This window comes from Fulvivirga sp. M361, from assembly GCF_007097395.1.
Lineage (GTDB): Bacteria > Bacteroidota > Bacteroidia > Cytophagales > Cyclobacteriaceae > Fulvivirga.
Genome location: NZ_VKDC01000034.1, coordinates 1 through 14285, shown reverse-complemented (window position 1 = coordinate 14285; position 14285 = coordinate 1). Strand labels below are relative to the sequence as shown.

Here is a 14285-nt window from a genome sequence, read left to right as displayed (position 1 = left end):
ATTGAGATTATATTGCTATTTTTTTAAACATCATCAACGTACTTTTGGTAATGTGGGAAGAGTTTCTTATTTGTAATCTAAGCACATGGATCTATTTTGATTTTTATCACTTACCCTTCAGCAGATGTCTCAAAGTGTAACACATGTTAATGTCCATAGAGTAAAAGGGATGGAGCAAGTCTCTGAGCCAGACTTGTTAGCGGTAGAGGAGCCGCTGGAAATAAGGATTGGCTATGGAGAAGGGCACCAGCGAAAGGAAAAAAGCCTTTCTATAACCATGCGTACACCTGGCAATGACCTGGAATTAGCCACTGGCTTTTTGATAGGGGAAGGGATTATAAATTCAGTCGCTGAAATTGTAAGTATAAGACACTGTCAAAATGTAGAAAAAGAGGAAGAGATTGGAAATGTAGTACGGGTGGAACTATCGCAAGAACTTGTGATAGACCTGCAAAAACTTCAAAGGCATTTTTATACCTCTTCGAGTTGCGGAGTATGTGGTAAATCTTCTATAGAAGCAGTACAGGTAAGTGCTTGTGAAGCATTACCACGAGGTAGGCCGGTATTTGACCAGCAACTGATCCATCAGTTGCCGGATAAGCTCCTCGAAGTCCAGAATGTATTTGAATATACGGGAGGATTACATGCAGCCGGCCTTTTTGACAATGAAGGGCAGCTTCTACTAATGCGTGAAGATGTTGGCCGTCACAATGCAGTGGATAAATTGGTGGGCGCTGCTGCTGACCGAGGACTGCTTCCGTTACATGACTACCTGATACAGGTCAGTGGAAGGGCCAGCTTCGAGTTGGTGCAAAAGGCGCTGGTGGCAGGCATACCCATACTTTCGGCGATAGGCGCGCCATCCAGCCTGGCCGTTAAATTAGCCGAATCATCAGGTATGACTTTAATGGGATTTGTACGTAATCAGCGCTACAATATCTATACAGGATCAGAACGTATAAACCTGGCGTCATATACGGGTGTTGGAGCCTGAGATTTTCGGCACACTAACGATTAACCCGGAGGTGAACATCGCAGGCAGTAGTGCTTAAAAACATATTTATGAAGCTTAGAATAAAAGAAAATACAGTACGGCTAAGGCTTACCAGAACAGAGGTAGCACACTTTGGCAAAGAGGGGATGATAAAGGAAAGTATATGTTTTGGCGCAGAACCCGCTCACCACTTTAATTATGAGATAAGAATAGAAGAGAACGCAAGTACACTGGATATAACGTATCAGGATCAAACGATCTGTGTGAGTGTGCCCGGGACTATTGCTGAGCGTTGGGTAAAGACGGATGAAGTAGGTTTTGAACAGGAGGTGGATACCGGCGGTGTTCAAATTCATGTCCTGGTAGAGAAAGATTTTCAGTGTTTACACCGTGATAATGCTGAAGAACCGGATAACTATTCACATCCAATGGCAGAATAGTTTCAATAAAAAAAGCAATAAATCAGCGCATAATGAAAACGAAAGAAAGTGTGGCCCAGGCCGGGGAAAAGCAAGATCAAGTTTCTGAAGGGGTAACGAAAACGCCGAATGCCCAGCCTCCCTTAGCGTTTAAGGACATTAAGATCACGCAACCGGGCAAAACCGCTGCCGGCCTTAAGGGAATCACTGTGGCGCTTGGTCACATTATGAGTGAAATGGGACCTGGTGGCATGTTTACCATGTCAAGGTTGAATCAGATGAAGGGCTTTGACTGCCCTGGTTGTGCATGGCCGGATCCTGATGAAAAAAGGTCTTTTTTGGCAGAGTATTGTGAAAACGGTGCGAAAGCGGTAGCTGAAGAAGCTACAAAAAAACGTGCTGATCCGGATTTCTTTAAAAAGCACTCCATCTATGAGCTTTCGCAGTGGTCTGACTACGAGTTAGGTAAATCCGGCCGGATTACACACCCTATGGTACTTCGTAAAGGGCAGGAATACTATGAGCCGATCTCGTGGGAAGATGCTTTCGACATGATTGCCCGAAAGCTTAAAGCCCTTGCACATCCTGATGAGGCCATTTTCTACACTTCGGGGCGTACCAGTAATGAGGCTGCTTTTCTCTACCAGCTTTTTGTACGTCAGTACGGCACAAACAACCTGCCGGACTGTTCTAATATGTGTCATGAGTCCAGTGGAGCTGCATTAGGCAGAACATTAGGGATAGGCAAAGGTTCTGTGACCCTGGATGATTTCAACAAAGCGGAAGTTATTGTAATCATGGGACAGAACCCTGGTACAAACCATCCCAGGATGCTGATCGCTTTAGAAGAAGCTAAAAAACATGGCGCGAAGATTATTTCTATTAATCCATTGCCCGAGGTTGGTTTGATGAATTTTAAGAACCCTCAGGGTTTGAGTATGATCAATGGAGGTACTGAACTTACCGATCTTTTCCTCCAGGTGACCATCAATGGAGATGTGGCCCTGTTAAAAGCGATGCTAAAACTTTTGTACGAGGAAGAACAACGCAATCCGGGTTCTGTTTTTGATCATGATTTTATCAAGGAAAAAACTACAGGATATGAGGCGCTGCTGGATGACATTCAACAGGTCAATTTTGATGATATGGTGAAGGCCTGCGGTGTTTCGGCAGAAAAAATCAGGGAAGCGGCCAGTCTGCTGATCAAACATGACCGTATCATTGTCTGCTGGGCGATGGGGCTGACCCAACATAAAAATGGGGTGAACAATATTCAGGAGATTGTTAACCTGCTTTTGTTACGTGGTAGCATAGGAAAACCGGGTGCAGGTACCTGCCCTGTACGTGGTCATAGTAACGTGCAAGGTGACCGTACCATGGGTATCTGGGAGCTGCCCAAGCCAGAGTTTCTGGATAAATTACAGGAGCACTTTAATTTCAGCCCTCCGCGTAAACATGGTTATGATACCGTGGCCGCTATTGAGGCTATGGCCGATGGTAAAGCAGGCTTTTTCTTTGCGATGGGAGGAAACTTCTTATCAGCTACACCGGATACGGAATATACGGCTAAAGCACTCATGAAGTGCGATATGACCGTACAGGTGTCCACAAAGCCAAATCGTAGCCATCTGATACATGGCAAAGAGGCGCTGATCTTACCTTGCCTGGGACGCAGTGAGCGTGATGTACAGTCTTCCGGTGAGCAGTTTGTAAGTGTAGAAAACTCTATGGGAGTGGTACATCAGTCCCGCGGTGATCGTACGCCAGCTTCTTCGGAACTGTTGAGCGAGCCGATGATCGTTGCGCGTTTGGCCGAGGCGATTTTTGGTACATCTTCTACAGTGAACTGGTCACACCTGGCGTCTGACTATGATCATATAAGAGATGCTGTAGAGGCAGTAATTCCCGGTTTTGAAAATTATAATGAACGTGTGCGCAAAGATGGCGGATTCTATTTGCCCAATGGGCCACGCGAAGGTAAGTTCAATACACGGGATGGTAAGGCGCATTTCACTGTTAATGACGTTCCTCACTACGACTTGAAGGAACACGAATATATTATGATGACCATTCGGAGTCATGATCAGTTCAATACCACCATTTACGGAATGAATGATCGCTATAGAGGGGTATACAATGAACGACGGATAGTATTCATGCATCCCCTGGACATGGAGCAGGCAGGGCTGGAGAAAGAACAGGTAGTTGATCTTTTCAGCCATTTTGAAGGAGAAGAACGGGTTGCTTATCGTTTTCTGGTAGTGCCGTTCGATATACCGCGTCGTTGTGTAGCTACTTATTTTCCGGAGGCTAATGTGTTGGTGCCTATAAAAAGTAAAGCAGATTATAGCCGTACACCCACTTCCAAGTCAATTATAATTACCATAGCTCCGGCTTAAACTTGTGAAATATTCACAGGCTTAAGAGACGGTTTTCTTGTACTGAATACAGATGACCTAAAATTATTTTTGCTCACACTTACGTATATGATAGTGGTTGACAGTCATTGTTACAAATACCATGATGAGTAGTTCTTCAAATCGATAGATCAGCTCCGGCCCATTGGTTAAATACCTTATTGGAGACACGGTTATAGAGAAAGAATTACTCAATTGGAAACGTTAATTTATGATAATTTTAGCCCCATCATTTATGAAAGCAGTCACTTTATTCATTTTGCTCTGCGTGGTTAGCGTCGGTCATGCTCAAAGTGTCGTTGACAGTACTAAAAGAAATTATTCGTCAATCCACTCAAATAATACCGAAGCTTATTTGGGCATCAGCAATCATACCGCAACCCTTGGCATGAACCGGATCTATAATATTTCCCGGCGAACATCATTTGTCTATGGTTTATCTTATTCCCGTTATCATCAGCCATTGCGTGAGGGTGGAGAAGGGGGTGCTCTGCGTTATCAGTGGAGCTTTGATATACCGCTTGAATTTCGGTATTATCTACTTCCTAAAGAAAATCGCCTGACCGCATTTTTGTATGGCAGGGTCAATAATTCCTTTTTTGACGACCTGGATTATCAGCCCCATATTGAAATGGGCGCTGCCCTGCAATATAAAGTGTCCAGCCATAGTTCGGTGTTTTTAAAAATGAATTATGCCCCGCGTGCCTTTAATACTTATCGGAGCATCCCCTAAGATAATTTAAACGGTTGCGTTAATATTTGGCCTCCAGGTAGCGATAAAATTCTTCTTGAAAATCCTTTACCGATATATTTAGTGCTTTTTTAATATCACCATTTTTGTTGATCAGTTTCAAAACATTGGTCCACTCATATTTTTGATCAAGAAATTCAACGAGGTAGTATCCCAGGTCATACTTCATTTGATACGATCTATCATTCTGAATTTGTCTTAAGGACGGGTATTTCTTATTCTTTATGTAGTCTAATTCTTTAGGGCTGGTCGTCCATCGGCAACATCCTTTGTACATGGCAAGGCCTTCCCATAACCAACCGGGCACCCTGGTGCCATTTTTCACGAGGTTTAAATGGAGGCAATGGATAAACTCGTGTAAGACCATGTTATTAATTTGGATGTTTTCCCTGGTTTCTCGTTGCGCTATAATAGGGGAGACCATCCTTATCTCATTTTTAGTCCATGCCCGTCCTCTTTGCCAGCTTGGTGCTCCGGGAGATAGTACCGCATTATGATAAATGGCTGATCCGGGATAAATTCTTATGTTGGTCGTGGATATACTGTCCAGGTTAAAAGCCCTCATCAGGTCGTAGTATTTTTTTCCCGGATGGTTTCCTAATTGAGGGATCAAGTCAGAATCTAATGCACTGTAATAAAAATTGAAATGAGCTGTCGCGTAGTGATATATGAGCGAACTTTCCGTATCAACTGCAAGCTCGTTCAACTTGTCGTTGCGATATCCATATAAATCTGTGGGCAATTTACTTCCTGGTCGTATAACTTTGAAACTTTCAAGCTTTTCATTTTCAAAATTGAGTACCAAATAATAGGTAGAGTCTTTTTCTGTGATTTGGACATCTTCTTCGCTTAGGAAAATAGTTGGCTTGAGCTTTCCGTTCTTATACGGTTCCAGTTTCCTGTCCCGGTCTGAATCATAAATAACATATAACTGCTCATCTTTAATGTACCAACGGCTTTTGAAGAATGGTTTATTGGGTTTTACGCCAACATAATAATAACCGACAAATTGTTCTAAAGGTATTGTTGGCTTTTCCTCTGGTCTACTTTCCTGGGCAATAGAAAAGCATACCTTTAAGAACATTAGTGCAACAGTTAAATGGGAACCTTTGATAACTTCCATGCTATTTAATGAAATACTGAATATACTTATTGCAAACCACAGCTTTTGGAAGCAGTGATGCGTACCAATAGGAAGAATGGTACCTATTTCAGAGTATTTCTATTTATCGCTTACCTTTTTCTGGAATTGACTGGGCGTTAATCCGGTGGTTTGTTTAAAGATCCTGTTGAAAGATGTTTTGGAATTAAAACCGGATTGGAGCGCCAGCGCCAGAATAGTCAGGTGCTTGTATTTTGGATCATTAAGCTTTTTCTTGACCTCTTCAATACGGTAAAAATTAATAAACTCATAAAAGTTTTTGCCAAGATGTGTATTTAAAATATACGACACTAAGTTCGGGTCTGCTTCTGCCTGATTGGAAAATTCCCTTAGATTAAGGCTTTCGTTCAGGAATAGCTCCTCATCCTTCATCAGGCTCTCAAATTTTTGGATATAAAGTTTGATTTTCTGTGTGGATAGGTTTGCATACGATTTGCTCTCCACCGGAACAGTCTTCTGCCTGAGAAAGACCAGGTTCATTCTACTTATTCCTTCGATACCGATCCAATACGTCAGATAAGTGATAATGAGTAGTAGTAGGTAAATGATGAGGATTAGTGCAAAATATTGCAATTGAAACCTGAAGATCAATAGAAAAATGGCGACAAAAGGGATCCAAAAGATCCAGAAAATACGATAATAAGTGATCAGGCGATGTAGCCATGCTAATGTTACTTCCTTCAGGTCAGAAAAGTTTTTCAGCGCCCATTTTTCATGCTCATTGATCTTTTGGAGAGATAACCGGAGATAGTGAAAAATTGATCCGGTCGCAAAGGCATAGATCGCAGCGGTGATGATCAGATCCGAAGGAGCGTTATAGTACAACGAATTATTAAGAATACTATAGGTAATTTGAAATACCTGGAGTATTAGTTCAATCGTAAAAGGAATGAATAGTATCCATTCTTTTTTTGAGATGGTAAAGTTTTCCGTTGTAAGCGATTTAGTGTACAGGAAAATAAATGGGCCAATTGCCGTTAATCCGGAGTATGGAACCCAAAGTAAAAAGGGGTACATATTATCCAGGTTTAAATCCAATAACATCAAATAGGTGATGTGAAGGTTTACTACAAGTACCGTTGCTGCCAGCAGCTTATTGGAAAGTGACTGATCTGTTCGTTTGAAAAACAGTATGCCTGCGATGACATATACCTGAAGAGTTCCGGAAATTATCAAAAAGTTGACGGGATGTAAATTGAAATATATTTCTTCGTTATTCAATTCATCGGCAGATTAAAGAGTTGTGTGCCTGGTATGGTAATCTGTTATAGCCTGGCCAGTGCAACATACATATCTTTTTTTTGGCTTTCAAAAAAGTGTGGTGTTTATGAAAGGAGTGGAAATAACCTTTTATGCAAAAAAAACTTTTCCATCTTCATAATTGAGTTACATCAAAAAACACATACGCCGGTAATGGCTTTACATATGTACATGGAAAGAATAATTCTTGCAGTCATCTTTACAAAGTAGAGCCAGCGAGTAAGATGTTTTGGCTCGTACCATTTAAAGGGACAGATGTATTTAACTATTTGATTAATAGTTTTTTGAATATTGCTGAGCTGGTTGAAAATTGACCAGGAATGGTTAAGAGTGCTGAAGGGTTGGTTACAAGTGGCAATACCGTAGGAATAAACATGCAATTCTCTTTAAAAATGAAAGGATAAAAGTACCTAACAATATTTCGGACACAGACTCAAAAAAGATGAAGATAATAAAGACTACATTGCTCTTGACACTGATGATGTTGACAATTACAGTGGGAGTAGCACAGAAGAAAAAAAAGAAAAAGCAAAATAGGAAAAAAACAGAAGTTGCGGCCGTGAAAGTATATGAGGGGCCAGAGCTGCCTCCTGAACAACTGGTACGATTGGTCAGTGAGACAGTAGGTAAAAAGTATGCTTACTTCATAGCCGTTGATGAAAAAGATATCCCAAATATGAGTCTGATGAGTGGAGCCCAGGAAATTCTGCTTTTGCCAGGCGACCATACCATAAAGATGCGGTTTGTTTCTAAAGGAGAGATTGCCATTCCAACGGAATCATTTGACTTTCTTTCTTTTGAAGCTGGGAAGTCTTATGTAGTAAAGTTTGAATACACACCAGGTGAGGGCAGCTACCTGGTCAGCGCCGGCAATACACGGATACGGCTATGGATTGAAGAAGTTGGACAAGCAAGTGTGTTGATAGAACAAACTGTAGATGGATTTGGAAAGCGAGTTGAACCGGCAGACAAATAAAACCTTTTATTGCTTATGTTAAGAATACTCATACCGGTTCTTTTTTCAGCGCTCATTCTGGCTTGTCGCTCAGGAAATCAAGACAAAGAAGTTATTGCACAGGAAGCAACTCCAGAGGAAATTGCCGAAAGCCAGTCAACAGATGATGATGTTGAGTCTAATCAGAAATTCGCAAATAAATCGAAACCCACGGGCCTCACTCATACTATAAATGGTAAGGTTTTAAAGATTTTCAACAAGGAAGATACTACGGTGATTTATGAAAGGCCTTATGACGGGGAAGTAATGGACCATGGGGGGGATACTTCATTCGAAACAGGGCTTTATTATGTTCACTTGATTATTGGAAACTATACAGATCTCATCGTAATCTGTGAACCTCACAAAAAAGGAGCTCTTCTGGAAATTAACATCCCCGATAGTGTGAGCGCACGTTATGAAGATTTTCTTTCCGGAGGTATTCATTCCCGATCCCCTTCAGGTAATTTAATGGCACTTGACTTTGGAACAGGCTCAGACAGGCAATTGCGTATTTATGCATTGGATACAAAAAAAGAGATAGCAGATATCAACTATAATGCTGTCTATGATCCGGTATGGGATGAGCAAGAAAGACTTATCTATTATGGAGGAGGTCACTTGCCGGAGAGTTTATTGACAGCAGGCGAGGATAATATTCCGTCAGGTACGGATAATGTCGAAGGAGTTTACACCAATAGCGTATATGAGAAAATCTGGGATAGTGGTAAGGTTAGCTATACGGGAAAGTATGTAAAAATGCTTGAAGAGTAATATTGATCGGACAAGTTGCTTTGGATCACTCGCTGCTCACCAGACCGGCAGCTATAATTCCGGAATCCATTGCCTCAAACAGCAAAGGCAATCGGCCATTGTCAACTCCGGCATAAGCGATGTTTTTATTGCTTCTGTGCAGGTTTTTATCCTTAAACAAATGGTTTTTACCTGGTATTGGCATAGCATGCCCCATTACTTTGATGTCTATGCGTTCTACCTGGTTGGAAAGGTCTTTTTCGAAATAACCGGACAGATGTTTTACCGTCATTTGCGCTATTTGAGACTTGTTCACTTCTGCGTTTATCAGGTCTTCCCTCGAAGTAGGAGGCAGGCAGTAATAGGCTGTTAATATTCGATGATCCCCGGATGCCGTGTGCTGTGTGGAAGAGTCTACGAAGCCCAGGAAAGTATCATCTTCTGTTAACATCTCATTTTGCCAATATCCCATACTATCGTTAAAACCGTTAAGTACCACATTCACCACCATCCATGGAGCGTAGCTCACGTCTTGAAACAGAGAATAGTCTTGTGGGAAAATGTACTTCAAGGCATGTTTCTGACCGGCATAGATAATCTTTCCGGTTTTTATCACCTTAATCGTCTTTGTTGCAATGTCAATAATTTTGACACTAAATCCATTCAGTACCTCTTCGATACTTTTTACCAGGTGGGTAGTTTTTAAACGTTCAGGGCCAACATAGTCTGCCATCTTACGGATAAAATAATGATTACCTTCAGGAGGTGAGAAAAGCTCAACTATATCCTTCGTATAAGGCCGACAGGCAAAATAATGAATGCCGGCCAATGCAGAAACCTGGTAAGCGTCTGCACCATAATCATCCTTCATATGGTAGCTTACAGATCGAATAAGATCATCGTTCACATCCAACTCATTTTGCAGAAAATCAACAAAAGAAAGCTGGTTGAGCTCGTGATGTTTCTCATGGATCAGCCGGGTAGGCAAAGGCATTTGACCCTGATACTTATTCATTAATTCAAAAAAAGGTTTTTTCAGAGGCGTATCACTGATGACTTCTTTTCGGAATTCGCCTCGATCAAAGCACTGATTTTTTCTCCGGTGCATGATCAGGTGCTGCTGATCTACAAACCCCCAGGTGTTCTTCCAGGGCTGGGGCTGAATAATATTAAGTCCTTCCAATAGTTTTAATACCTCCTTACCATAGTAGTCCGGGTAGCCCATGTCATAATGTGCCCCTTGCGCAAAAGTCAGGTTGCCGGACAGGTAAGCTGACGAGGTGCCTCCCAGTTGGCCCGAAAGCTCACAGAGCAGGAAATCTTTTTCTTTTAACTCGCAGGCTGCTGCCATACCTGCTATACCCCCACCTACGATCAGCACCTCCACAGTATCAGCCATGGTTTCCGGAAATGTCTTACTTTCAAAGAGTAAATGCCCTGTTTTGGCATCAGAATGTACCTGGACAGGGTAGGACGACTCACCATTCGTCCACTGGCATGATTTTAAAAGCAGTGGTAACGTGATCAGTGATGATGTTTTTACGAAGTCTCTGCGGTTCATGAATTGACCAGGATTTGTAGTTTCAGTGTTTTGACTACTTAATTAAAATTTCCAGGTACCATCCCTGTAATATTCATGGACGATTGGTGTGTTGAGTGAATTGATCAATGTGTCCCTGGTGATTGCAGACTTTCCAAAAGAAAGCATCATATTCATGGCTTCATTATTCAGCCACATGGTTTCCGGATCTTTAAATTCAAGCTGTTTTAAACTTTCTAATAACATTTCTTTCGATTTGTTCTTGGACCCAATGACCCAACCCCATTCGCCAAGTGTCAACACCTGGTTATGCATTGGCACAGAGGAAAAACCGGCACGTTGTATGGTGTTTTTTATACATTGGAATGCCTTTGTGGCAAAATAAGGACTGCCTGCCTGTGTTATAAACAGACCGTCATTCTTCAAAGCGGTATGACATAATTCGTAGAACTCTTTAGTGTAATACTGATTAAGTTCCAGGTCTACTGGGTCAGGGATATCAACAAAAATAAGGTCATAATGCGCTTTGTGCATATTCAGAAAATGAAATGGAGTGTTTTTCTTAAGTCTTACCCGGTCATGGCTCAATGAATGCTCGTTCAAGGCAACGAAGAAATCAGAAGTTTTGGCTAAACGGTACAAAGCTGTATCAATGGGCAACAGATCAATTTGCTTTATATCATCATATGCTAAAAGCTCTTTTGCGATCATCCCGTTTTCACCTCCAATCACCAGCACTTTGTTTTTTCCATTCTTGAATTGTGTGATGGGATGGACCATAGGTTCAAAATATAACCAGTGGTCGATAGAGCTGAATTGGTTAACATTATTATAATAAAACCAGCGTTCACCTTTCCACTGGGTGATATCTATGGTCTGGAAAGCTGTTTCTTTTGAATAGATAACCGGGTCGTAGTACTTTTTTTGGCTGGTATACAATTGTATTTTGGCGGTGGGTATGAGATAAAGCAATACATTACCAAAAGCAAAGACCAGGTAGAGTGTGACCCATCTGTATTTTTGACTATATATAGCTTCAGATAACAACAGGATTAAACCCGGTAAGGCCAAATGGACTGGCCTTACAGACGGTATGAAGAAATAACATATACTTCCAACCAGGAAAATCAGCAAAAATAGAGCTGAGCTGCTACCCCTCCTTTCCAGGGGCGTCCATAGTGCAATAGTAAAAGCAGACAGGACCACAAAGGTATAGGTCAATACTGTTGGATAAGGAAAGGTTCTGTACGTCAGGTGGCTTAGGAATAGTCCAAAAGTGAAAGTGGTCAGAAGTATTGACAGAAACGTTATCTTGACATAGTTTACCTTTGGCAAAAAACGATGTCCTGAGAAAAAGGAGATCATAGCAAGTGCCATAACAATGATCGGGTCACTGATGGTCTCACCGAAATAATAATTTACTGCCTCTATCTGGTCCATTACCACGGCTAATAAGATCAGGCATAACGCGGCGAAACGTATCGTTTCTTTGAGTGTATTACTTATTTTCATTCTGACGGGCCGCTTTTTTGTTTTTGTCCCTCTCCGATAACTCACGTTCAAAGCTGGTAGCAATAATACCGGTAGGAAGCGCAAAAACACCGATACCCAAAATGGCGATGGTAGAAGCCAGCAGTTTTCCTAAAGCCGTGACAGGATAAACATCTCCGTACCCTACGGTAGTGAGGGTGGCAATGGCCCACCACATGGTGGCAGGTATGCTGGTAAAAGTGTCGGGCTGTACTTCATGTTCAATATAATACATGAGGCTTGAAGCCAAAATCAGCATAATAATGAGTAATGTCAGCGTAATGAGAAGTTCTTCTTTTCGCTTGCTCACAGCAGAAACAATTAACTGAAAGGCTACTGAATAGCGGCCTAGTTTGAACACACGCATCAAACGGAACAAGCGTAAAACCCGTACGAAACGAGCATCTATGGCAAAGAAAAGCGGTAAGTAAAATGGCAATATGGCCAGAAGGTCGATAAGAGCCTCCATAGAAAACATATACTTGATACGTCCAAACACAGGGTGCCGGTATTTTTCGATCAATGTGCATGCCCATATCCTCACCACGTATTCAATTGAAAAAACGGTGATGGTGAAAATCTCAAAATAGTAAAAAATGGCTTTGTATTCTGAGTAAATAGATTCTACGGTTTCGGTAATGACCACAAAAACGTTCAGGAGAATGAGGGTCATGATGAAAACATCAAACCCTTTGCTGATATAATCTGCTTCCTCAGCCTTATTGATCGTACTTAAAACCCGGTGCTTGTACCTAGATGAAAAACTGCGTTTCATTGATTTTATATTCTTGCAAATGAACTAGAAAACGATCATACATTTCTGTATTGCAGCTACTAAGCTCAATATAGGTCTTTTGCTCTTCAGGAAAAGTATGTATGGCGAAATGACTTTCAGCTAACAGCCAGATAGCAGTAAACCCTTGAGGCTCGAAATAGTGCTCCATGAAATTCAGGATGCCAAAGCCTGATCTCAACAGTAATTCTTCAAAGTTCCGTTTCAAACGTACCGGATCAATGTCCTGAACCCATTCCGAATGATTATCAATCTTAGCTTCCAAGCCTTAAAACCTAGTATATGGTTAAATCTAAAATTTAAATTTAACGTATTTTTATACTAACTTAAGTCTGTTGGCGGCATTTTAAGACAATCTGTTCAATACAATGGATTTGGCTGCCAGACAGTGCAATAGCTACTGTAGCTCTCAACTTATCTTAGATCGTCATGATACGTGTGTTATTTAGTCTGTGTCTTTTGTTTGTGACCGTTACCGCGCCGGCACAGCATAAGGTACCTTATGAAAATGTGGAGAACTTTTCTTTCGAATTAGATTACAGCTTTAAGATCAGAACACCTCCGGATAATCAACAAGTCTCTCTCGTTGAGGGAAATCGGTATTCCTCACAGCCATTGCCTTATTTAAAGGTGAAATTTGTATTTGATGGCCTTCCGAAAGAGTATTTCCGCTTTAAGGTAGAAAATGTGGAAGGTAATATTATCAAAAACAAGAAATTCAAATCGGATGCTGACGTGTATATACTGGATATGGGTTTCTCTGATGACCTCAAAGACAAGGTCACTTCTTATAAATACACCATCTTTTTCCTGACAAAAGACAAGGAAGTCCTGTCAAAAATTGACCTGGAAGTACAGGAAAATGGTAATTTTATGCTCAACGATGAATTCCACGGGCGCATCTAGTTTTTGCCATTTATTGAAGGTCTGAAGCACCTGCTTTAGTGATTAATTCTTTATATCTCAGGCGATAACAGTCCGATATTAAACGTATTTCTTTTTTTATTTTACCGCCTGATATTCAGTGTTTTACGTTGATTTTTTCTTTTTGGCCTCATAATTGTTTATCTCTTCATACACCATTACCGAAGGGGATGAAAAAAATACTACTATTATCTTTTAGCCTATTGATCGTATTCACAAGCTGTGAAATAATTATTGAAGAACCGGTATTGGTATACGATTACAGGAATGATTTCACCGGTTATTATCAGGTAGACGAATACAGTGAAACTTTCGATAGTTATGCCGAATATCCGGTCCGGATCGTGAAATCCGACGCTTATGATGAGTCTGTATACCTTGAAAATTTTTATGGTGTTGGTATACATGTGATTGCAGATGTGGACGGTACTTATTTATACATTCCGGGACAAGAGGTAGATGGTTACTATATAGAGGGAGAGGGTAGGTTGGATGGCTATGAGATTACGCTGACCTATTCAGTGACGGATTATACACGAAGAAAAGGGAACACTGATTTCTGTAGTTCTGTGGCCTGGAAGTAAGACAGTTTTTGTTGTTGTTTTTTAGGATTGATTGAGAATGAGAGGCCGTCTCAAAAGTGATTGAGGCGGTCTTTTTACTTTTACAAGGATTGAGTTTTTGATTTAACGTTTAGCAAGCTTCTTTTTCAAAAAGGCAAGAGTTGTCCTAAGCCTATGCCGCCTTT

General features: G+C 41.2%; 14 protein-coding genes. 8 read left to right on the top strand and 6 right to left on the bottom strand.

Annotated elements, in window-relative coordinates; genetic code table 11:
- Nucleotides 1-124: 124 nt before the first annotated feature.
- From fdhD to FNH22_RS25360, 4 genes are all read left to right on the top strand, one after another.
- A complete protein-coding gene (gene fdhD, locus FNH22_RS25375) occupies nucleotides 125-994 on the top strand; it encodes a formate dehydrogenase accessory sulfurtransferase FdhD (protein ID WP_143401317.1) in 870 nt (289 codons plus the stop codon).
- A gap of 68 nt (nucleotides 995-1062) precedes the next feature.
- Nucleotides 1063-1434: a hypothetical protein gene (locus FNH22_RS25370; protein WP_143401316.1), complete on the top strand. Its 372-nt coding sequence runs from the start codon at nucleotides 1063-1065 to the stop codon at nucleotides 1432-1434.
- 32 nt (nucleotides 1435-1466) lie between these two features.
- Nucleotides 1467-3812, top strand: a complete 2346-nt coding sequence (locus FNH22_RS25365; RefSeq protein ID WP_143401315.1) for an FdhF/YdeP family oxidoreductase — start codon at nucleotides 1467-1469, stop codon at nucleotides 3810-3812.
- Between the two features lie 253 nt (nucleotides 3813-4065).
- On the top strand, nucleotides 4066-4563 hold the full coding sequence (locus FNH22_RS25360) for a hypothetical protein (protein ID WP_143401314.1): 498 nt from the start codon (nucleotides 4066-4068) through the stop codon (nucleotides 4561-4563).
- A gap of 19 nt (nucleotides 4564-4582) precedes the next feature.
- Here FNH22_RS25360 and FNH22_RS25355 read toward each other — a convergent pair whose 3' ends face one another.
- Complete coding sequence (locus tag FNH22_RS25355; RefSeq protein ID WP_143401313.1) at nucleotides 4583-5665, bottom strand: hypothetical protein; 1083 nt, start codon at nucleotides 5663-5665, stop codon at nucleotides 4583-4585.
- A gap of 138 nt (nucleotides 5666-5803) precedes the next feature.
- Nucleotides 5804-6964 (bottom strand): AraC family transcriptional regulator, encoded by a 1161-nt coding sequence (locus tag FNH22_RS25350; protein ID WP_143401312.1) that lies wholly within the window; start codon nucleotides 6962-6964, stop codon nucleotides 5804-5806.
- 481 nt (nucleotides 6965-7445) lie between these two features.
- On the opposite strand from FNH22_RS25350, the gene FNH22_RS25345 reads away from it, so the two are divergent.
- Nucleotides 7446-7979: a hypothetical protein gene (locus FNH22_RS25345; RefSeq protein ID WP_143401311.1), complete on the top strand. Its 534-nt coding sequence runs from the start codon at nucleotides 7446-7448 to the stop codon at nucleotides 7977-7979.
- A 15-nt stretch (nucleotides 7980-7994) separates the two neighbouring features.
- Nucleotides 7995-8771, top strand: coding sequence for a hypothetical protein (locus tag FNH22_RS25340; protein WP_143401310.1), 777 nt, complete (start codon nucleotides 7995-7997; stop codon nucleotides 8769-8771).
- A 25-nt stretch (nucleotides 8772-8796) separates the two neighbouring features.
- Here the strand turns inward: FNH22_RS25340 and FNH22_RS25335 are convergent, their stop codons facing one another.
- From FNH22_RS25335 to FNH22_RS25320, 4 genes are read right to left on the bottom strand one after another with little or no spacing between them, the layout of a single operon-like run.
- Nucleotides 8797-10311, bottom strand: a complete 1515-nt coding sequence (locus FNH22_RS25335) for an NAD(P)-binding protein (RefSeq protein ID WP_143401309.1) — start codon at nucleotides 10309-10311, stop codon at nucleotides 8797-8799.
- A gap of 42 nt (nucleotides 10312-10353) precedes the next feature.
- On the bottom strand, nucleotides 10354-11802 hold the full coding sequence (locus FNH22_RS25330; RefSeq protein ID WP_143401308.1) for a hypothetical protein: 1449 nt from the start codon (nucleotides 11800-11802) through the stop codon (nucleotides 10354-10356).
- Nucleotides 11789-12595: an ion transporter gene (locus FNH22_RS25325; protein ID WP_143401307.1), complete on the bottom strand. Its 807-nt coding sequence runs from the start codon at nucleotides 12593-12595 to the stop codon at nucleotides 11789-11791. Before FNH22_RS25325 ends, FNH22_RS25330 begins: the two co-directional genes overlap by 14 nt.
- The gene (locus FNH22_RS25320; protein WP_143401306.1) at nucleotides 12573-12878 is read right to left on the bottom strand and encodes an S-adenosylmethionine decarboxylase family protein; all 306 of its coding nucleotides are present in this window, start codon (nucleotides 12876-12878) and stop codon (nucleotides 12573-12575) included. The genes FNH22_RS25325 and FNH22_RS25320 overlap by 23 nt, the downstream gene beginning before the upstream one ends.
- Before the next feature lie 164 nt (nucleotides 12879-13042).
- Here FNH22_RS25320 and FNH22_RS25315 point away from each other — a divergent pair, with 164 nt between their 5' ends.
- Together FNH22_RS25315 and FNH22_RS25310 are read left to right on the top strand one after the other, a co-directional pair.
- Complete coding sequence (locus FNH22_RS25315) at nucleotides 13043-13519, top strand: hypothetical protein (RefSeq protein ID WP_143401305.1); 477 nt, start codon at nucleotides 13043-13045, stop codon at nucleotides 13517-13519.
- Between the two features lie 188 nt (nucleotides 13520-13707).
- Nucleotides 13708-14121 (top strand): hypothetical protein, encoded by a 414-nt coding sequence (locus FNH22_RS25310; RefSeq protein ID WP_143401304.1) that lies wholly within the window; start codon nucleotides 13708-13710, stop codon nucleotides 14119-14121.
- Nucleotides 14122-14285: the final 164 nt, after the last annotated feature.